This is a genomic window from Anoxybacillus sp. EFIL (assembly GCF_013096955.1).
GTDB lineage: Bacteria > Bacillota > Bacilli > Bacillales > Anoxybacillaceae > Anoxybacillus > Anoxybacillus ayderensis.
The window spans coordinates 65,799-85,333 of sequence record NZ_SDLH01000003.1 but is presented as its reverse complement, the minus strand read 5'-3'; the positions used below and the strand labels follow the sequence as shown (position 1 = coordinate 85,333).

The 19,535-nt window shown below is 42.3% G+C and carries 31 protein-coding genes; 28 read left to right on the top strand and 3 right to left on the bottom strand.

The features are described from left to right. Positions 1 to 8: 8 nt before the first annotated feature. From sufD to sufB, 4 genes are read left to right on the top strand one after another with little or no spacing between them, the layout of a single operon-like run. Positions 9 to 1,313 carry a Fe-S cluster assembly protein SufD gene (gene sufD, locus ES017_RS06385; RefSeq protein WP_035062819.1) on the top strand — a complete coding sequence of 435 codons (1,305 nt, stop codon included), beginning with the start codon at positions 9 to 11 and terminating at the stop codon, positions 1,311 to 1,313. Then, entirely contained in the window at positions 1,313 to 2,533 is a 1,221-nt protein-coding gene (locus tag ES017_RS06380) for a cysteine desulfurase (RefSeq protein WP_021093657.1), read from the top strand. Before sufD ends, ES017_RS06380 begins: the two co-directional genes overlap by 1 nt. Further along, positions 2,523 to 2,963, top strand: coding sequence for a Fe-S cluster assembly sulfur transfer protein SufU (sufU, locus tag ES017_RS06375; RefSeq protein WP_021093656.1), 441 nt, complete (start codon positions 2,523 to 2,525; stop codon positions 2,961 to 2,963). The genes ES017_RS06380 and sufU overlap by 11 nt, the downstream gene beginning before the upstream one ends. Before the next feature lie 23 nt (positions 2,964 to 2,986). Next, the gene (sufB, locus tag ES017_RS06370) at positions 2,987 to 4,384 is read left to right on the top strand and encodes a Fe-S cluster assembly protein SufB (protein ID WP_042535181.1); all 1,398 of its coding nucleotides are present in this window, start codon (positions 2,987 to 2,989) and stop codon (positions 4,382 to 4,384) included. Between the two features lie 62 nt (positions 4,385 to 4,446). Here the strand turns inward: sufB and ES017_RS06365 are convergent, their stop codons facing one another. Both ES017_RS06365 and lexA read right to left on the bottom strand, forming a co-directional pair. After that, entirely contained in the window at positions 4,447 to 5,607 is a 1,161-nt protein-coding gene (locus ES017_RS06365) for a site-specific integrase (protein ID WP_042894454.1), read from the bottom strand. Between the two features lie 258 nt (positions 5,608 to 5,865). Beyond that, entirely contained in the window at positions 5,866 to 6,516 is a 651-nt protein-coding gene (gene lexA / locus ES017_RS06360) for a transcriptional repressor LexA (protein ID WP_171334888.1), read from the bottom strand. 195 nt (positions 6,517 to 6,711) lie between these two features. Between lexA and ES017_RS06355 the strand changes: the two genes are divergently transcribed. The 11 genes from ES017_RS06355 to ES017_RS06310 all read left to right on the top strand — a co-directional run bounded on the left by ES017_RS06355 (position 6,712) and on the right by ES017_RS06310 (position 11,214). Beyond that, complete coding sequence (locus ES017_RS06355; protein ID WP_216367462.1) at positions 6,712 to 6,945, top strand: helix-turn-helix domain-containing protein; 234 nt, start codon at positions 6,712 to 6,714, stop codon at positions 6,943 to 6,945. Positions 6,946 to 6,957: 12 nt separating this feature from the next. Next, positions 6,958 to 7,713, top strand: a complete 756-nt coding sequence (locus ES017_RS06350) for a phage antirepressor KilAC domain-containing protein (RefSeq protein WP_171334887.1) — start codon at positions 6,958 to 6,960, stop codon at positions 7,711 to 7,713. Positions 7,714 to 7,728: 15 nt separating this feature from the next. After that, on the top strand, positions 7,729 to 7,857 hold the full coding sequence (locus tag ES017_RS16075; RefSeq protein WP_256368956.1) for a hypothetical protein: 129 nt from the start codon (positions 7,729 to 7,731) through the stop codon (positions 7,855 to 7,857). A 32-nt stretch (positions 7,858 to 7,889) separates the two neighbouring features. Further along, positions 7,890 to 8,195, top strand: a complete 306-nt coding sequence (locus ES017_RS06345) for a hypothetical protein (protein ID WP_171334886.1) — start codon at positions 7,890 to 7,892, stop codon at positions 8,193 to 8,195. 255 nt (positions 8,196 to 8,450) lie between these two features. Beyond that, positions 8,451 to 8,663, top strand: coding sequence for a hypothetical protein (locus ES017_RS06340; RefSeq protein WP_216367461.1), 213 nt, complete (start codon positions 8,451 to 8,453; stop codon positions 8,661 to 8,663). 604 nt (positions 8,664 to 9,267) lie between these two features. Next, positions 9,268 to 9,537, top strand: a complete 270-nt coding sequence (locus ES017_RS06335) for a group-specific protein (RefSeq protein WP_042894468.1) — start codon at positions 9,268 to 9,270, stop codon at positions 9,535 to 9,537. A 12-nt stretch (positions 9,538 to 9,549) separates the two neighbouring features. Further along, entirely contained in the window at positions 9,550 to 9,846 is a 297-nt protein-coding gene (locus ES017_RS06330; protein WP_042894471.1) for a hypothetical protein, read from the top strand. Then, positions 9,843 to 10,106, top strand: coding sequence for a hypothetical protein (locus ES017_RS06325; RefSeq protein WP_171334885.1), 264 nt, complete (start codon positions 9,843 to 9,845; stop codon positions 10,104 to 10,106). The genes ES017_RS06330 and ES017_RS06325 overlap by 4 nt, the downstream gene beginning before the upstream one ends. Further along, a complete protein-coding gene (locus ES017_RS06320) occupies positions 10,106 to 10,264 on the top strand; it encodes a hypothetical protein (protein WP_019417319.1) in 159 nt (52 codons plus the stop codon). Before ES017_RS06325 ends, ES017_RS06320 begins: the two co-directional genes overlap by 1 nt. A 180-nt stretch (positions 10,265 to 10,444) precedes the next feature. After that, complete coding sequence (locus tag ES017_RS06315; protein ID WP_171334884.1) at positions 10,445 to 10,651, top strand: hypothetical protein; 207 nt, start codon at positions 10,445 to 10,447, stop codon at positions 10,649 to 10,651. A gap of 314 nt (positions 10,652 to 10,965) precedes the next feature. Continuing rightward, positions 10,966 to 11,214 carry a hypothetical protein gene (locus ES017_RS06310; protein ID WP_042894483.1) on the top strand — a complete coding sequence of 83 codons (249 nt, stop codon included), beginning with the start codon at positions 10,966 to 10,968 and terminating at the stop codon, positions 11,212 to 11,214. Here the strand turns inward: ES017_RS06310 and ES017_RS06305 are convergent. Continuing rightward, positions 11,195 to 11,470 carry a hypothetical protein gene (locus ES017_RS06305; protein ID WP_171334883.1) on the bottom strand — a complete coding sequence of 92 codons (276 nt, stop codon included), beginning with the start codon at positions 11,468 to 11,470 and terminating at the stop codon, positions 11,195 to 11,197. The genes ES017_RS06310 and ES017_RS06305 overlap by 20 nt on opposite strands. Positions 11,471 to 11,541: 71 nt before the next feature. Between ES017_RS06305 and ES017_RS06300 the strand changes: the two genes are divergently transcribed. The 13 genes from ES017_RS06300 to ES017_RS06240 all read left to right on the top strand — a co-directional run bounded on the left by ES017_RS06300 (position 11,542) and on the right by ES017_RS06240 (position 19,530). Then, a complete protein-coding gene (locus ES017_RS06300; protein WP_042894489.1) occupies positions 11,542 to 11,757 on the top strand; it encodes a YqaI family protein in 216 nt (71 codons plus the stop codon). Between the two features lie 107 nt (positions 11,758 to 11,864). After that, positions 11,865 to 12,797 carry a YqaJ viral recombinase family nuclease gene (locus ES017_RS06295; protein WP_171334882.1) on the top strand — a complete coding sequence of 311 codons (933 nt, stop codon included), beginning with the start codon at positions 11,865 to 11,867 and terminating at the stop codon, positions 12,795 to 12,797. A gap of 10 nt (positions 12,798 to 12,807) precedes the next feature. Further along, positions 12,808 to 12,984 (top strand): hypothetical protein, encoded by a 177-nt coding sequence (locus ES017_RS06290; protein WP_171334881.1) that lies wholly within the window; start codon positions 12,808 to 12,810, stop codon positions 12,982 to 12,984. 15 nt (positions 12,985 to 12,999) lie between these two features. Further along, on the top strand, positions 13,000 to 13,836 hold the full coding sequence (gene recT / locus ES017_RS06285) for a recombination protein RecT (protein ID WP_171334880.1): 837 nt from the start codon (positions 13,000 to 13,002) through the stop codon (positions 13,834 to 13,836). A 169-nt stretch (positions 13,837 to 14,005) separates the two neighbouring features. Then, positions 14,006 to 14,893 (top strand): replication protein, encoded by an 888-nt coding sequence (locus tag ES017_RS06280; protein WP_171334879.1) that lies wholly within the window; start codon positions 14,006 to 14,008, stop codon positions 14,891 to 14,893. Then, positions 14,835 to 15,671, top strand: a complete 837-nt coding sequence (locus ES017_RS06275) for an ATP-binding protein (RefSeq protein ID WP_171334959.1) — start codon at positions 14,835 to 14,837, stop codon at positions 15,669 to 15,671. Before ES017_RS06280 ends, ES017_RS06275 begins: the two co-directional genes overlap by 59 nt. A gap of 181 nt (positions 15,672 to 15,852) precedes the next feature. Continuing rightward, on the top strand, positions 15,853 to 16,059 hold the full coding sequence (locus tag ES017_RS06270) for a Fur-regulated basic protein FbpA (protein ID WP_171334878.1): 207 nt from the start codon (positions 15,853 to 15,855) through the stop codon (positions 16,057 to 16,059). Positions 16,060 to 16,206: 147 nt separating this feature from the next. Further along, a complete protein-coding gene (locus ES017_RS06265) occupies positions 16,207 to 16,662 on the top strand; it encodes a dUTPase (RefSeq protein WP_171334877.1) in 456 nt (151 codons plus the stop codon). 8 nt (positions 16,663 to 16,670) lie between these two features. Beyond that, positions 16,671 to 17,075: a DUF1064 domain-containing protein gene (locus tag ES017_RS06260; RefSeq protein ID WP_042894494.1), complete on the top strand. Its 405-nt coding sequence runs from the start codon at positions 16,671 to 16,673 to the stop codon at positions 17,073 to 17,075. A gap of 77 nt (positions 17,076 to 17,152) precedes the next feature. After that, a complete protein-coding gene (locus tag ES017_RS06255; protein ID WP_171334876.1) occupies positions 17,153 to 17,815 on the top strand; it encodes a hypothetical protein in 663 nt (220 codons plus the stop codon). 250 nt (positions 17,816 to 18,065) lie between these two features. Beyond that, the gene (locus tag ES017_RS06250) at positions 18,066 to 18,566 is read left to right on the top strand and encodes a sigma-70 family RNA polymerase sigma factor (protein ID WP_171334875.1); all 501 of its coding nucleotides are present in this window, start codon (positions 18,066 to 18,068) and stop codon (positions 18,564 to 18,566) included. Positions 18,567 to 18,673: 107 nt separating this feature from the next. After that, positions 18,674 to 18,826 carry a hypothetical protein gene (locus tag ES017_RS06245; RefSeq protein ID WP_171334874.1) on the top strand — a complete coding sequence of 51 codons (153 nt, stop codon included), beginning with the start codon at positions 18,674 to 18,676 and terminating at the stop codon, positions 18,824 to 18,826. 95 nt (positions 18,827 to 18,921) lie between these two features. After that, complete coding sequence (locus ES017_RS06240; RefSeq protein WP_171334873.1) at positions 18,922 to 19,530, top strand: hypothetical protein; 609 nt, start codon at positions 18,922 to 18,924, stop codon at positions 19,528 to 19,530. Positions 19,531 to 19,535: the final 5 nt, after the last annotated feature.

Here is a 19,535-nt window from a genome sequence, read left to right as displayed (position 1 = left end):
GAGGATTTATGATGATTGAGACGAAACTACCATTCGACCAACAGTATGTGCGCTCTTTTTCCGAAGGGCGTGGAGAACCGGACTGGCTTTTAAACGTTCGCTTACAAGCTCTTGCACAAGCGGAACAACTTCCTTTACCGAAGCCAGATAAAACGAAAATCGATCGTTGGAACTTTACACAATTTTCTACTCATCTCGTTGAAAGCGCTCCGCTTTCTTCTTTAGAAGAGTTGCCAGAGCAAGTGAAAGTGCTTATTGATATCGATGAACAACAAAAAAACGTATATGTGCAACGCGACCATACATGTGCATACGTATCGCTTGCGGATGAGTTGAAAGAAAAAGGCGTCATTTTTACTGATTTAGCGACAGCTGTTCGCGAGCATAGCGATCTTGTGCAAAAATATTTTATGGACGGTGTGAAAGTAAATGAGCATCGTTTGACAGCGCTTCATGCTGCCCTTGTAAACAGCGGGGTGTTTGTATACGTGCCGAAGCATGTACAAATTGACGTGCCGTTGCAAGCGGTGTACGTGCATGAAAAAGCGGAAGCGTTGTTTAATCACGTCATTATTGTTGCGGATGTGGGCAGTAAAGTAACGTATGTGGAAAACTACATTTCAACATGTGAACGTTCGGAAGCGATCGTCAACATCGTTACAGAAGTGTTTGCACGAGATGATGCGCAAGTGTTTTTCGGTGCGGTAGACAATTTGGCAAAGGGAACGACTGTCTATGTCAACCGCCGCGGTGTGACAGGGCGTCATGCGCGCATCGAATGGGCGCTCGGTTTAATGAACGACGGAAATACGATTTCAGAAAACATTACCCGCTTAATCGGTGATGGATCAGTCGGCGATACGAAGACAGTCGTTGTGAGTCGCGGTGAGCAAGTGCAAAACTTTACGACGAGCGTCATTCATTACGGAAAACATACAGAAGGATACATTTTAAAACACGGCGTTGTTAAAGATGAAGCGACATCGATTTTTAATGGCATTGGTAAAATTGAGCACGGGGCATCGAAATCGAATGCGGAACAAGAATCGCGTGTACTTATGTTAAGTCCAAAAGGACGCGGAGATGCGAATCCGATTTTATTAATTGACGAAGATGACGTGACAGCAGGCCATGCGGCATCGGTCGGTCGCGTGGACCCAACGCAATTATACTATTTAATGAGCCGCGGTATTCCGAAAACGGAAGCAGAGCGATTAATTATTCACGGCTTTTTAGCACCAGTTGTTAATGAAATTCCAATTGAGCGTGTGAAAAAACAATTAATTGAAGTGATCGAAAGGAAAGTTAAGTGATGAACGTAAAAGAACTTCGTCAACTATTCCCGATTTTAGATCAACAAGTCAATGGCAAACCGCTCGTTTATTTAGATAGCGCGGCAACATCGCAAAAGCCGTTGCCGGTTATTGAAGCGATTGACAATTACTATCGCCAATACAATTCGAACGTTCATCGCGGTGTGCATACGCTTGGCACAAAGGCGACTGATGCCTACGAAGGGGCGCGCGACAAAGTGCGCCGCTTCATCGGTGCTGCCTCAACGGAAGAAATTATTTTTACACGCGGGACGACAACGGCGATTAACTTAGTGGCGGCAAGCTATGGTCGAGCTCATGTGCGTGAAGGCGATGAAATCGTTATTACGTACATGGAACACCATAGCAACATTATCCCTTGGCAACAAGTTGCGAAACAAACAGGGGCAACGTTAAAGTACATTCCGCTACAACCAGATGGCACAATTCGATTAGAAGATGTCGAACAAACGGTGACACCGAATACGAAAATTGTAGCTGTCATGCACGTATCCAACGTGCTCGGTACAATCAACCCAGTAAAAGAAATTGCCCGAATTGCTCATAAGCACGGTGCGGTTGTTGTTGTTGATGGAGCGCAAAGCACACCGCACATGAAAGTAAACGTGCAAGACATCGATTGTGACTTTTATGCGTTTTCAGGTCATAAAATGTGCGGTCCGACAGGTATCGGTGTATTATACGGCAAAAAACGTTTGCTTGAGCAAATGGAACCTGTTGAGTTTGGTGGGGAAATGATTGATTTTGTCGGTCTGTACGAGTCAACATGGAAAGAGCTTCCGTGGAAGTTTGAAGGTGGTACACCAATTATCGCTGGAGCCATCGGGTTAGGAGCTGCGATTGATTTTCTTGAGCAAGTCGGTTTAGATCATATCGCTGAGCACGAACATCGTTTGGCGCAATATGCGCTTGAACAGCTCGCGACGATTGAAGGATTAACGATTTACGGTCCGAAAGAACGGGCAGGCCTTGTGACATTCAATATTGAAGATGTGCATCCGCATGATGTAGCAACGGTTTTAGATGCGGAAGGTATTGCTGTTCGTGCTGGTCATCATTGTGCGCAGCCGCTTATGAAATGGCTAAACGTGACAGCAACCGCACGCGCAAGCTTTTATTTATACAATACAGAAGAAGAGATTGACGCACTCGTTTCAGCATTAAAGAAAACGAAGGAGTATTTCAGCTATGTCTTTTAATAGCCATTTAGATACGTTGTATCGGCAAGTGATTATGGATCATTATAAAAACCCACGAAATCGCGGGGTATTAGAAGGGGAACACGTCGATATAAATATGAACAACCCGACGTGTGGCGATCGTATTCATTTAACGTTAAAAGTAGAAGACGGAAAAATTGTCGATGCAAAATTTGAAGGAGAAGGTTGTTCTATTTCGATGTCCTCTGCATCGATGATGACAGAGGCGATTAAAGGGAAAACGATCGAAGAAGCGCTGAAGCTATCGACGATTTTTTCCGACATGATGCAAGGGAAAGATTATGACGATTCAATCGATTTAGGAGATATTGAAGCGCTTCAAGGCGTATCGAAATTTCCTGCACGCATTAAATGTGCAACGTTAGCTTGGAAAGCGATGGAGAAAGGGTTGCACGGGCAACAAGGGTAGTCATAAAAAAGGAGGCGAACGGAATGGCGAAAAAAATTCCAGAAATCGGTGAATATAAGTACGGTTTCGCCGATAAAGACGTATCTGTTTTCCGCGCTGAGCGCGGATTAACGCGCGAAATTGTAGAAGAAATTTCGCGAATGAAAAATGAACCACAATGGATGCTTGAATTTCGTTTGAAAGCGTTAGATATTTTTTACAGCATGCCCATGCCGCAATGGGGTGGCGATTTATCGAGTTTAGATTTTGATGAAATTACGTATTACGTTAAACCATCAGAAAAATCTGGACGTTCATGGGATGAAGTGCCAGAAGAAATTAAAGCAACGTTTGATAAGCTCGGTATTCCAGAGGCGGAACAAAAATATTTAGCAGGGGTATCTGCACAGTACGAATCGGAAGTTGTATACCATAACATGAAAGAAGATCTTGAGAAATTAGGGGTCATTTTTAAAGATACAGACTCGGCGTTAAAAGAAAATGAAGATTTGTTCCGCGAGCATTGGGCAAAAGTCGTTCCGCCGACAGATAATAAATTTGCGGCACTAAACTCAGCCGTTTGGTCGGGTGGCTCATTTATTTACGTTCCAAAAGGTGTAAAAGTTGATACGCCGTTGCAAGCGTATTTCCGTATTAACTCTGAAAATATGGGACAATTTGAACGGACGTTAATTATCGTCGATGAAGGGGCGCATGTTCATTACGTCGAAGGCTGTACGGCGCCTGTATATACGACAAACTCGCTTCATAGTGCAGTCGTTGAAATTATCGTGAAAAAAGGAGCGTATTGCCGTTATACGACGATTCAAAACTGGGCGAACAACGTCTTTAACCTTGTGACAAAGCGCGCGGTTTGTGAAGAAAACGCAACGATGGAATGGATCGACGGAAACATTGGGTCGAAATTAACGATGAAATATCCAGCGGTCGTTTTAAAAGGAGAAGGTGCACGTGGATTGACCCTTTCGATCGCGATTGCTGGCAAAGGGCAACATCAAGATGCTGGTGCGAAAATGATTCATTTAGCACCAAACACGTCATCAACGATCGTATCCAAATCCATTTCAAAACAAGGCGGAAAAGTCACATATCGCGGTATCGTTCATTTCGGCCGAAAAGCGGACGGTTCTCGTTCAAATATTGAGTGTGATACGCTCATTATGGATAATCAATCGACATCCGATACGATTCCGTATAACGAAATTTTAAACGACAACGTTTCGCTTGAACATGAAGCAAAAGTATCGAAAGTATCGGAAGAACAACTATTTTATTTAATGAGCCGCGGCATTTCCGAACAAGAAGCGACAGAAATGATCGTGATGGGCTTTATCGAGCCGTTTACAAGAGAACTGCCGATGGAATATGCGGTTGAAATGAACCGTCTCATTAAATTCGAAATGGAAGGTAGCATTGGATAACCTTGATAAATAAAGGGTTTAGCGCTCCATTGTGGGCGCTTCACCCACAAAACACCCACAATTCATTTTTTCTCGGTGTACCGCTGATACAACTCCAGTGCCTCGTCCTCGATTTTTTGGGTCACATGGAGATATGTGTCAGCGGTCATTTTTATACTGGCGTGCCCTAAACGTTCAGAAACATACTTGATATTCGCTCCTGCTTCTAACAGATGTACAGCATGGCTATGACGCAACGCATGTGGCGATAACACAGGAAGACCAGCTCGTTTACATACCTCTTTGAAATATTCCCTCACAACATTCGTCCGCAACCAACGTCCGTCTTGTTGGTGAAAGACGATGTTCGTTTCCGGTTTCTTATAGCTAGGATATCTTAAATACATTTCGTTCCGATTGATGCGATGCTTTTTCAATAAACGAACAGTCACATCGTCTAGTTTAATTGTTCGCAAACTCGCTTTTGATTTCGGTGTTGATAAATACGGCGTCGAATTTGTCGGATATACGAGAGTTTTGTTCACTGTGAGCGTTTTGTTTTCTAGGTCAATATCATCCCATGTCAAAGCCAACGCTTCACCAATCCGCAATCCAGTTCGCGCTAAGAGTGTAAATAACACATAATATTGAATCGAATGTTGATACTTCGCGTGTTTTTGCGGCTTCTTTACTTCTTCTAAAAATCTATCCAACTGCCCTTTTGTGAAATACTTCAATTCGTCGTTTTTGTCCATCTCTTTCGGAATTGTAATTTTTACTAGCGGATTTTCACGTAAAATGCGAAACTCATGAACCGCATCGTTGAGTGCTGAACTCATCAAACTATGAATACGCCGAACTGTTCCTTCACTATAATGTTGTCTTAATTCGTTAATCCACTTCTGATACTCGACTCGATCGATTTCTTTTAGCTTGTAATTTCCCCAGCGTGGCAAAATGTTAAGTCTGACGTTTCGTTCTTGGAGCGTATACGTAATCGGCTTCACATTCGGTTTTTTATATACTTCCAGCCATTTTTCAAAATACGTATCTACTCGATCATTTCCGTCTTCCGTAAAGCCGTGATACGCAATTTCCATTTCAGCTTGTGCGGCAGCCAACTGGGCTTCTTTTTTTGTCTTGAACCCACGCTTCGCTTTTTCTTTGTACTTTCCTGTGATTTTGTCTTTATATCGAATGCGATATTCCCACGTTCCATTCTCGTGCTTACGGAAACTTGGCATATGACTACTCCTTTCTATAAAAATGATAGAAAAATAGTTAATTAGAATTTATAATAAAAGCATAGCTCATCTGAACGTAGTGGGATGTAAAGATCTCCCCTTCTGTAGACACTATTTTGTCTGAACGTAGCGGGATGTAAAGATAATCCGCACATTTTTCATGTCGGTCTTTTGCAAAAGTTTTATCTGAACGTAGTGGGATGTAAAGAAATAGCTTAAAAGAGCAACCATTTGCGTTGCTCTTTTAAATTTCTGACGTCAAAAATTTAATACCACTTTTTTTAATTTCCCGATGACTTGTACGTTTTTCATGTCTGTCTTTTGTAAAACAATCGGCTGGTATTTCGGATTTTCGCTTTGCAAAATAATTGTACCGTTTGTTTTATACACACGCTTCAAAACAATTTCGTCGTCGATTAGGACGGCGGCAATTTCTCCACTGTCCACATCTTCCTGCCTTCGGATGAGCAATAGATCGCCATCCATAATACGCGCGTTAATCATACTGTCGCCTTTCGCACGCACAAAAAAATATTCGCCGCCATTCAACCAACTTGTTGGCACTTCTTCATACCCCTCGATATCTTGGTATGCCAACACGCCATTTCCGCAGCTGACCGCCCCCACGATCGGGAGTTTGGTGAAGGTTAAATTGATACTATTTGGTTTTTCATCCCATTCAAGATTAAAACTAGGATCGATATCTGATTTCTTCACATTAAAAGCTTTAGCTAGTTTTTCTACATTCCCTGGATTAATCAGAGTCTTGCAATTAATGTAATCAGATAATGTACTTTTTGATATACCTGACATCTCACTAGTTTTTAATTGAGTCCATCCTCTTTCTTTCATTAACCTCTTTATGTTTTCAGATATGGTCTTTTTTAGCGGTAAATCTCTATCAATCAACAAACTCACCTCCCTTCACTCAAAATGTTATCCGAAATAATACGGAAAGTAAATAATTTTTCCGAAAAAAATCGAAAAAGTTATTGTGGGATTCAGGGTTTATAAAATTTATTTGATTTCCGAAAAAAATCGGTTGACATTCCGAAAAAACTCGGATAATATATAAACAAACAGAACGACAGGAGGTGAAACTGATTGCAGATTACGTTAAGAGCAGCAAGAGTGAACGCAGGACTAACCCTCATAGAAGCAGCAAAACTTTTTGGTATCAACAAGGATACACTTTCTAAATACGAAAAAGATTCTTCTAACGTGCCCAGAAAGTTTTTTATTAAAATCGAAGAAGTTTATGGAGTTCCTGTAGACAATATTTTTTTTGGTAAGGAATCCGAGTTTTTTCGGAAAGAAAAACCGAAGAGAACCGCATAAAGGAGGACGGAAATGAACCAGCTACAAGTTTTCAATCATGAAATGTTTGGGGAAATTCGATTCGTTGAGATTAACAACAACCCTTACGCTGTGGGTAATGACGTTGCGAAAGCATTAGGGTACATGAGACCACATGAAGCAATTTCAACCCACTGCAAGGGGGCGGTAACTTACCGCATCCCTACTAACGGGGGAGAACAAACGGTGAGAGTGATTCCAGAAGGAGATATATACCGATTAATAATCAAGGCGGCTGATCAAAGTAAAAATTTAGAAATAAAAAAGAAGGCGGAAGAGTTTGAACGCTGGGTCTTCGACGAAGTCCTCCCAACCATCCGCAAAACGGGCGGATACGTGGCGAACGAGGACATGTTTATCAACACGTATCTTCCGTTTGCGGACGAGCAGACGAAAATGATGTTCCGTGGCGTGTTGGAAACGGTGCGCCGACAAAATGAACAGATCGCGGCAATGAAGCCGAAAGTGGAGTATTTCGACGCGCTGGTTGATCGGAACTTGCTGACGAATTTCCGTGATACTGCGAAAGAGTTGCAGATTAAGGAACGGTTCTTCATCGATTGGTTATTGAAGAACAAATTCATCTACCGCGATCAGAAAAAGAAGCTAAAGCCTTATGCTCAATATGTTCCGTCCCTATTTGAATTGAAGGAATGGGAGCGAAATGGACGAGCTGACGTGCAGACGCTGATCACGCCAAAAGGGCGAGAGACGTTTCGGTTGTTGCTACAGAAAGAGCAAACCGCGTGAAAGGGGGTGAGGGGGATGGAAGTGAAAGTAAAACTATCTTGCTCAAACGTGGAAGAAGCAAAGCGGATTGTAGAGAAACTACTCGAAATTGAAAAAGAGCACAGCGCACGCTGCACTCTTTTCGTGGAAGTTGAAATCATTTAACTAAGAATAATGATAAGTATCGGGAGGTAGCGATGGAAAAGAATTATGCCACAGATGAAAAGAATATTCAAGCGCTGGTTGCTATCGTTGAAAAAGATGAGAAGATGAAACACGCATTTCATTGTATCGGCTGGCACCTGTATCACTTTTGGGAAGATGCAAAAGTGGAGCAGTTGGCAGACCTCGGGATGGTCTGCGCAACGTGCAAATACGTTAACGAATGCAATTGGAATCATCTTAGTCGATTCTGGCTTCTCGAAGAGCTAACAACAGACATTCGATATAGTGCGCTCATCAGACCAAATCGTAAGAGATCTCAGGAAGATTGTTGTAAATAGGGCATTGTTGCCGATCTTCATAAGAACAACCATGTAGTGAACCATAATCGCAATTGAATCCTGTTTTTCTATAACCAGTACGATGACTGTTTACAGTCGGCACACGCGCATAGTAAACGGTGATGTCATATTCACAATCTTGTTCTGGGCATGAACCGTAAACAATTCGGATCATTCTAAACACCCCCTTCCCTCGAGTTAATTCGACAAAAGGGAGGGAAAATCCTGCAATAGAAAACGGCGTGAAAGGAGGTGATGAGAGTGACAATAGAACAGCTTGAGCAAGCACTTCGTTCAATCAAGCACGTTGAACAAGAATTACAAATTGCATTGGGGAGAGACCGTTACGAAAAAGTCATGGGAGAGATCAAAGAAGCTTTATCGCGTAACGATCTCAATGAACATCAAGCGCATGAGTTGTTTAATCATCTAAGCGATATTTATCGATTGGAACGTATACATGTTTGAAATCGACTTGGAACAAGTCGTGAGACTCGTCGCTGTGACGACTTCTAAGCTCTTTGTTTAATTCGTTTACTGTACCTAACGAATGTTTAAGCATTTCTGTAAATTTTTCATTAAAACTAGATTACGAAGAATGAGAGGGGATACACGTGAATAACAAAAGAGAACAAGCGTTCAACGAATTGGTAACACACATCTGCAAACAGTGTCAGGAACACGGTTTTACACTCAAGGAACTAGAGAAAATACCACCACTTGTCAAAAAGTTTTATTACGATAATGCAATTCCTTATAGAGATAAGAGGGATTAACCCCCTTATCCGATGTGGCACTCAAAACTGCAGTGCCAACAACCATCAAAGTTAGTTTTTCCGGTTTCTCGTTTCACTCGCTCGATTGCGGATTTACAGTCGTTTTCGTACCCGATCATTATGCGGTTGTCATAGTTAGGCAAATAAGAACAATCTTCGCTGTGAACTTCGTGGTTTCCCTTATTATCAACATGTTTGTTGTAGTAATAAAACTTTGCCATTTTTTATCACCTCCCTTCCACGTCACTATTCGACACGAAGGGAGGAAATTCCTACAAAAAAGGAGGGGGAACAACTTGATTGATATCCAAGTAGATGAACACCAAGTGGAACGGCGTTTTATTGAGGAATTGCGAAAAAGATTAAACGACATTGAGCATCGGCATACGTTCTGGGACATGAAAGAGCTTTGCAAACAAACGTGTATGAGTGAAACGTTCATTCGAGAAACATTCTTTTACGATCCGCGCTTTCCAAAGTACAGGGTAGGAAAGAAGTGGCTCTTCCCAGCGAAAGAATGTGAACAATTTTTGATTATGTGGCTGAAAGAACAGCCAAGAAGCTAGAGGAGGATAACAATGAACATTAAACGCGTTTCGTTCGATGAGCTTCCGGTGTTTGTACGTAACCATGTAAATACGCTCTATGAGCAACCGCAAATCATTCAATCGTCCATTGTGGAATTTGACACTGTACCACCACTATACGTTGTGAGTGTGTTGGATTTGGATCGCAACATTATTACGGAAGTAACATTCGATGACGATAAAGGGCTACTGCACGAAAACGTGGTGACGTTAGGAACGATTCTTGAAGCGATTCAGAAGTACCCAGAACGGTTTGGGATTCGATTTCGGGAGGAGATAAAACAATGAACGTATTAGAAAACGATCGCCAGTTGGCGGAAAAGCTGGTCAACTTCGGGGCATTATGCTTACTCCAAGCGCGGTTGGAATTAGTACACGATCATTTTGACGAAGCAGAGAAATGGGCGGAGGAATTCCTTCGCTGCAAACGCGACTTGGACGAGCTTATCAAACGGAAAGAACAACATGACGAACTAGTGCGAATCGTTGAAACAATGAAAGAACGAGGCATTGACATTGCGCTTGTGATGAGAAAGGGGAATGAGTGATGAATGTACGTTTCTTCGCTACTCGCTTAATGAAAGTTTCAGAGGTTCGGAGGGTTTGTGAGGTGATGCGGAACAATCCGTTCCACATCATGGTGTTTGAGTATCGGCTCAAACAAAAGTTGCGTGAACTACAAAAACGGCCAGCGCCGCAACGCTAGCCTAACACGCACACATACCCATTATACAACAGACCATACGACAGGTCTAGTGCCTGTCGTCAGGTGCAGGAGCGCGTTTCTCCCATCCTCACGCGAGAGTCTCCCCCATCTCGCTCGCGCGTTCTTGCACTTGACGATGTGCGCTGGCGCATCGGATACATGCGAAAGGAGGTGAGTGGAATGACAAAAGAGCAAATCGCGTCTTTAGTTGAGCAACTGAAAGGTCTAAAAAAATACGAGTGGGAAAGAATTGCGCAACAAGTCAATCTATATTTCGCGTTAAAAGCCGCCAAGCTGGAGCTTGACGACTCTGAAGAATTGAAACGAAATCTCGAAGTTGAGTTTAACTTACGACGTTATTCGGACGCCATCGTCAAAACTGAGTAACGTTATTCACTAACAACTTGAATGAAATAGGGCTGATTCGATAGTCTTTCCCTTTGTAGTGAATGTTCACATAGTCCAATTGATATATGGTATGTTCATCTTTTTTATCGGGACTCCAAATCTCAGCGTTTTCTTCCCACCAAACAGAAGGGCTGACCATACGTGGTCCCATTAAGCATGTATCATCGGACGAGAGATCGACCCATTCACCAAGAAGATTGGCATATATCCTCTTCAAGGTTACTCACCCCCTTTCTTTTGTCGCAATTCGACAAAGAAAGGGGAAATCCTGCAAGAAAAGGAGGTGAGGAGGCGTGAAAGTATCCATTCAATTCAAAAATGCTGAAGAGTTCCAGCAGTTGCTTGAAAGAGCTGTCACTCTTTTGGAGCAACTACAGGAAACCCTTCAGCGGATCAATGAGTTTGAAATGGAATTTGAAGCATATACCAAGCCATCGAAAACCATCAATGTCACAAAGGATGTAAAGATAAAGTTTCCAGAGCCATTAAGCAAAGAGCGTATTCAGGAACTAGCAAAACCATTCATTTCACGACATGAATAAAATCGCGAGGGTCGAATGGATCGTTTAGATTAAGGTTTGTTAATAAAACCGTAATAAACGCGCCTAGCCTAATGGATTCAGCGACACTAACGGAAACTAGCGCAGATATCAGTTCATCATCTTTGAGTCCAAGTTGAATAAGGGTATCGTAATGGTTTCGAATACGATTGCTTATCTCAGGTTCAATAATCTCTTTGATTAAAGAGTCATCAAGAATTTGGAATATTTCTTCGATTTTCTGTAGCTTTTCTTTCATGTTAACACCTCCCTTCCACGTCACTATTCGACATGGAGGGAGGAAATCCCTACAAAAAGAGGTGAAAAGACGTGCACGACTTAGAGCATCCAGCGATCACGAGAGCATTGCGGACAGGCTATCCATACCCGATTGACTCAGAACATTGGGGTGTAGATGCGTGCGGTGATGAAATTATGTATGGCGATACGATCTATGAGTTCCCAGACGGGGAAGTCGTTCTCGAAGAAAACGTTTGGCAATATCTCATTGAAAATCTTGGTGTAGTACGAAAAATCGCAGAATGAAAAACGCCCCGATGGAGGCGAGGCGCTTTGAAAGGTGATTCACAGCTTAGAACAAGCTACCTACATAGTACAAGAATCACCTTCAAAAATCAAATGGAGGGATGAAAATGGCTGTTGTTTTTGCAAACACAAATGAAATGAGCCATGAGGAATGGCTGTCAGCGCGACGTAATGGAATCGGAGGCAGCGACGCTTCGGCAATTGCAGGATTGAACAAATGGAAATCACCTATTGCGGTGTACCTTGAAAAGACGGGACAAGCCCCAGAGGAAAGCATGAACAGCGAAGCAGCGTATTGGGGCACGATGCTTGAGGATGTCGTCGCTCAAGAATTTAGCAAGCGAACAGGTCTCAAAGTTCGACGTAAAAACGCTATCCTGCAGCATCCTGAACACTCGTTTATGTTAGCAAACGTTGATCGCCTTATTGTCGGTGAGAAAGCAGGACTTGAATGCAAAACAGCGAGCGAACATCTCAAAAATGAGTGGAAAGATGATGAGGTTCCAGCACAATATCTCATTCAATGCCAACATTACATGGCTGTAACAGGATACGATGCTTGGTGGATCGCGGTTCTCATCGGCGGAAATAAGTTCTTGTACAAAAAAATTGAACGCGACGAGGAGATTATCCAATATCTCATCGAGATTGAATCAAACTTCTGGAACAATCACGTGCTAAAGAAAAATCCGCCGATGTTTGACGGTTCGGATGCTTCGAGTGATTTGTTGAAAGCTCTGTATCCGACAGCTCAATTTGATGAGGAAATCGAATTGCCGTCTACTGCTCAAGAGCTGATTGCTAAGTATGAACAAGCAAAACAAGAGGAAGAGGAAGCTGCCACACGCAGAAAAGAGGCAGAAAATCAATTGAAAGCAATGCTTGGCGAATACGAAAAAGCTTTTGCTGGCGAGCGAATCATCACGTGGAAAAATGTTGTGAGCCATCGCGTGGATACGAAATTATTGAAAGCTAAGTATCCAGAAATCTATCAAGAGGTCGCTAAGGAATCAATATCACGGCGATTCTCTATCAAGTAGGTGAATAGACATGGCTAAATGCAGAGGTTGTGGCAAGGAGATCGAGTGGATTAAAACGCCTGCTGGCAAAGCTATGCCGGTTGATATTGAAACCATTACCGTAGTGACTGCAAAGGGTGAAGTTGTTAAAGGGCATATGCCTCATTGGGCAACTTGCTCTGCGGCGCAACAATTCAAAAAGAAATAGGGAGGTCATAAGAGTATGGCAACAAATCAAACGTTAAAAACTCAACTCGCAAACAAAGCAAAAAACACGGAGGCGACGCCTCCTTCCCCAGCTCAAACAATTGCGGCATATCTGAAAAAGATGGGACCAGAAATCGAAAAAGCTTTACCGAAACACATGGATGCTGACCGTATGGCACGCATCGCATTGACGACGATCCGGACGAATCCGAAACTGTTAGAATGCTCGGTTCCTTCTCTTCTTGGCGCGGTCATGCAAGCCGCACAACTCGGGCTTGAGCCAGGATTGATTGGGCATTGTTACCTAGTACCATTCAAGAACGGGAAAACAGGTCAATCGGACGTTCAATTTATCATTGGTTATAAAGGAATGATTGACCTAGCTAGACGGAGTGGAAACATTGAAAGTATCTACGCTCATGCGGTTTATTCAAACGACACATTCGAATATGAGTACGGCTTACATCCGAAACTTGTTCACAAGCCAGCAATGACGGATCGCGGCGAATTCATCGGAGCCTATGCGGTTGCTCATTTCAAAGACGGAGGGTATCAATTCGAGTTCATGCCGAAAGAAGAAATCGAAAAACGTCGGAAACGCAGTAAGGCGGCGAACGCTGGTCCATGGGTGACGGACTACGAGGAAATGGCGAAAAAGACGGTTATTCGGCACATGTGGAAATACTTGCCGATTTCCATCGAAATTCAACAACAAGTCGCACAGGACGAAGTAGTTCGTAAAGATGTAACAGCAGAACCAGAACCAGTGGAATACATCGAAGCCGAAGCGTTTGAAGTACCGATGGAGTCCGAAACACCGCAACAAGAGGAGATCGTCTTCGATGCTCAATGAACAGCCGCAATACAAAATCCTCCTCCCTAAATGGATTTGGGAGGAGGCAAAGGACAACGAGCATTTCAAACAGCTTGTATTGCAGTATATGCGAAGATATCCAGAATATGCTGTAAAAAGCGTGAAAGACGGGTTTGCGATTTGTGTGAAAAAATAGGAGGGATTGAGCTTGGCAGACGTACAGCTTGAGCATGGATATACCAAAATTGCAAACGAGATTTTAGAACACCTAGCGCTGACCAAGCTCAGCCCAACTCAGTTTCGATTAATTTTAGTGATATGGCGATATACTTATGGGTTTAATCGAAAAGATCATGCAATGTCTTTATCCTTTCTTGCGGAAGCTACTGGTGTTCATAAGCAACGAGTGAAGCAAGAACTGGATAAGTTGATCGAAAGTAATATCGTCATCGTTACCGAAGAAGGTACCAATTCAAAATCAAGGAAACTAGCGTTTAACAAGGATTACGATACATGGCTCTTGCAGTCAATGAAAGAGAGTGCAGTAAGCGAAATTGCTGACACCCGAGTAAGCGAAATTGCTGACACCCGAGTAAGCGAAATTGCTGACACCCGAGTAAGCGAAATTGCTGACACCCGAGTAAGCGAAATTGCTTACCAAGAAATAAAAAATATAAATAAAAATTTAAATAAATATAAAGAGGATGATGAAAGCACAGTGGACAAAATTTTAGACCTTCTACAAAAGAGTAAAATTTTAGATAAAAACGACATCACAGAATTCTTACGCGAAGACATTCAGGATGTAATTGATAACTTCGGTTTTATTAATCCAGAGGAGATGATCACAGAAGCTATTAAAGATGCAGCGCGTGGAAACGGAAAGACATGGAAGTTTGTGTATAAAAAATTGAACAAATGGAGAAAGCAAGGGATTCGAACCCTTGAAGATTTAGAAAAGGAGGATACTGATGGCAACGCGGTTCACAAACATCGCCGAGGTGTTAGCCGATCTACAAAAGAAGGCGGCAAGTCATATGAACAAGTCCTCCGAGAAGCCGAAGAGGCAAGAAGAGCATGGGGATGGAAGGGATGACTATGAGTGCCCACAATGCAAAGATACGGAGTTAATTATCAAGCGTGACGAAAAAGGAAATGAGGTCGCTGTTTTTTGCGAGTGTCGGGAACGGAAAGCGTGGAAACGTCGGTTCAAGCAAGCACTCATTCCAGATGAATTTGTGCATGCGAATTTCGAGAACTTCAAACGAGCGACGCCGTATCAGCAATCGATGTACGATATGACACTTGAGTATTTGAATGAATTCAAGAGGGATGGCGGAGAAAAGGTGATCTCGAAACATAATTTAGGTTTTATTGCGGTCTTCGGTGAACAGCGATTGCGAGACCTTCCACCTCATGAACGCGCCCCGATGAAGCAGAAGCATAACAATTTCGGCGTTGGCAAAACCCATTTGCAAATCGCTCTAGCCAAACGGCTCATTAAAGATGGGTTCAATGTGCTAGTGGTTTCAGATGTGGCATTCATGGACGAGCTCATTCAAGCAAAAATGATGAACGATGAGGGAGAAACGCTCAATCGACTTCTACATAGCGCGACCCATGCAGACGTACTTGTATGGGACGACATCGGCAAGGCGAAGTGGTCGGAAGCGAAAGAAGCATTGTACTACCAAATTATCAATGAGCGATACAGAAAGCAGAAGCCGATCATTTTTAACTCTAACGAAGATCGTGGGACGTTGAGCGAAAAAATCGGATATGCTGCAGCAAGTAGACTAATAGGGCAATGTGGCTCATATCTTCTTGAAGTTGAAGGTGAAGATTTTAGATTACAGGGAAGAAGGGATAACTGATGTGTGAAAAATGTTGCGGAAGAGGATATTCAGTTCAAGAAGTAATACCAGGGGCGTTTTCGTTCACTCCTTGTGATTGCATGTATGCAGAAATATCGAAACAGCAAGCTAGCAAGAGAATGATTGAATTTAGAAAGAGACTTGGTGAAGCGAAAGAACGGTTGAAGATGGAGGTGAGTGGATGATGGCAGTTCTCAGAGAAGTAGCTGAAAAGCAAAAACTCGTTCAAGAACGCAAAGAGTATTTAATTGATTTCCTGATCGATTACGAAGTATACGAGGGGTCAGACGGTCGGCAATTGTATGAGTTACCACTCGTTGAACTGGAACGGATGTATATCGCATTGCGATGCCAGATTGGTAGAGAGATGAGCCAAACACGCTCGTAAACTTCAAATTTTAGCCCATACGGCGTTTTTCTCGTTGAGATAATAGAAAGGTGCCAACAGAAAAGAAGAACGGCTTACAGGGCAAAATAAAGCGTTTAACAATGGATGAAAACGAGTTAAAAAAAATACGAGAGGAGATAAGGGAAAATGACAAAACCGAAAATATTGGAGCGTCTTGAAAAACTAATTGAGAATGCAAAGAGATATAGTTCGCTTGACTCTTTCAGGGCAGGTCTGGCGGCAGCAGTGGAAATACTTGAAGACGAGGAAATTGAAAAGCTTGAAGTGATGTTCCAAATGCAGCAAGCATTAGACGAACGTATCATCGCTGAGCGCAACATTGATAAAACGCTCGATGAATGGGTAATCGCGATCACGATCGCCATGGAAAGTGAAATCGATGAAATTCGTCGGGAAGTGAATTGGAAATGGTGGAAACAAGAAAAACAAATTGACTTAGATCGGTTGCAAGAGGAAGTGATTGACCTGTGGCATTTTCTATTATCCTTGTCACGCATGGTCGGGTTAACGCCAGCGACGATTCATGAGAAATACATGGCTAAAAACAAAATCAATCATCAACGTCAAGAACATGGATACTGAGGTGTAGCATGGCAACAAAGTACGGTTCAAAGAAGACAGAAGTGGATGGATACACATTCGATTCACAAGCAGAGGCACGTTACTATGAGCAACTGAAGTGGTTGCTTACGAACAAACAAATCAAATCATTCCGACTCCAGCCGCGGTATGTGTTGCTGGAGTCATTTGAGAAAAATGGCAAGACGTTCAGAAAGACAGAGTACATCGCCGACTTTGAAATCACGCATTTGGACGGTTCGATTGAAGTCGTTGACGTGAAGGGGTATGAGACACCTGTTTTCGCACTCAAACGCAAGCTGTTTGAAAAACTTTATCCCGATCACCGACTTTCAATTGTCACATACAACAAAACGCACGGTTGGATTGAATTGGACGAGCTCAAAAAGTTGAGAAGGAAGGTGAAAAAGGAGTGAGCAGATTTACGAGTATATCACCGTACCGACAAGGGTCTGTACGGTTTGGCAATCGACCTCATGGGATAGATACGACGGTGTGGACATATCAGCTGACGGCAGAGCAATTAGAAAGGTTGCGTGCTGGTGAAAAGCTTGATGATATTTTGAAAGATTGTGAAAGCGTGAAGGAGGAGAAAGATGTGTCAAACAAAAAAATCGATTTGACGGTTGATGAATATGTTGAAATGCACAAAAAAGGCATGAGTGATGCGGAGGTTGCACAAGTAAAAGGAATCACAAATCAACAGTTATATTCGTGGAAATATTTCAGAAAGGGGCATATCAAAAGAGCGCTTGAACAAGAAGCACAACAAGAGATCGCGTCTACGCTTGAAGAATCGGAAACACAAGCAATGTCGCAAGAGTCAATTGTCACAGAAGAAACGCAGTCAGACGATGACAAAGGCATTGAGTGGCTCAAACGTGAAGCGATCCACGCGCATAAGCTGTTGACGGAGAAGGAACAGGAATTGGAACAGCTTCAGGAGCTTTTCGAAACAGCTATGGCGGAAAATGAGAGATTGCACAAGGAAAACATCCTGCTAGAAAATCAGGTTCAGAGATTGAGAGAAGCGAACCAGGAATTAACCGAGCGAAATGACCGATACTCGGACAATTGCATCAATCTTCAACGTGAACTGAAAGCATTACGGCTTTATACGTTACAAAAACTGCAAAAAGATGTCTATGGTGCGTGATCGGATGAAGAAACGCAAACGCAAAGCAAAGTGGTATCTGTTGTTTCGACGTGAAGATGGACAAGCTGTCTATCGATATGAACCGTTGCGAAAATGTGAGTTGACTAGCAGAATTAGAAAAGGATGGAAGGTGGTGATGTGAGATGGGGAAATCGCTACGCAAAATCAAGCGTGAAAAGGTCCGGACATAAAAAAAAGACCGGACTTCTCCCGGCGTTCACTATATTTATTATAGCATGGGAGTGGTCCGATGGAGGAACTTTTAAAAGAATATAAGCAAACGTTGAAACAAACCAAAAAACTACTCGAATACGCACCAGAACAAGATAAAAAAATCATTCGTCAAATGATTGTCGACCTTGAATTCGTTATCGAGTGGCTCACGACAGGACGACGACCTGGTCATAAACGAGGCATCGAGCGTCGCGCAGCTTATCAACGGGAGAAACTGTTCGACCCGTTACTCATGCAAAAATATTTCCGTTCCAACGAACCTGTTTATGAATGGGACGATCACAACAAGGAAAGCATCATCACGAGTTGGGATCGGGAACGCATTGAGGACGCTTTATCCGTGCTCACTGAACGGGAACGAGAAGTGTATCTCATGTCACGAGGATATTGTCTAACATATGGCGAGATTGCGAATTATCTTTGTATCTCTTCAAGTAGTGTCCAAACGATGATTGAACGCGCTGAAAGAAAAATTAAAAAACGAATCAAAGAAAGCCTCTTCTGCATGTGCGGATGAGGCTTTTTTGTCGTGTAAATGCCACTAATAAGTAGAACGACGATTTCCTCCTTTCATGAGTGCCTAGCTTTTGACTAGGCACTTATTTTATGCATGGGGTGATGAGGATGTATAAGTTATGTGACCATTTATCGGATGATGAGATAAAAAAATTAAAAGCTAAGAAGAAAGAAAAATTGTCTATGCGTGAAGTGATGGAGTTAATGGGCGTTCGCCGTGACACGTACAAACGAGTGCGTGGGGCGATTAGACGTAAATAATGTCGAGATTTGACGAACGAATGTTGTAGGAAGATGCCTCCTTTTGTCGTAGATATTATTATAAAAAATATTTGCGTGAGATGGAGGCGTCAGTATTGAAAAGAATCTATTTGATAACTTTAATTTTTTCTATGTTTGTATTTTTAGCAGCTTGTGGTAACAATAATGAAAGAGAGCTCAATGTGGCTGAAACAAACGCATCTGAAAACATTAACAAGGATGATTCTATTTCTGTAGATAAAAACTTATTGGACGTAGAAGTTACTCTTCCTGCTTCTTTATTTGAAGGACAAGATATTGATAAAGTCGTAACTGAAGCTGAGCAAGATGGGATTAAAGAAGTTATAAAAAATGCTGATGGTTCTTTAACGTATAAAATGACAAAATCTAAACATAAGGAACTCATAAATGAATTAGAGTCTGGAATAAAGAAAACAATTGACGAATTAAAAAGAGATAAGAGTTTGATTGTAATTCAAGATATCACGTATAATGACAATTTTTCAGAATTCAACATGATTGTTGATGTATCATCATCTGAAAATAGTATGTATGGTCTAGCTGCCATCGGGTTAGGAATAAGTGGTATGTACTACCAAGTTTTCAACGGCGTCAAGGACTTCAAAGTAACTGTAAATATAAAAAATGCAAGTACAGGTGAAATTTTAGATACATTTGTATACCCAGATATTCTTAACAATTGAGTGAT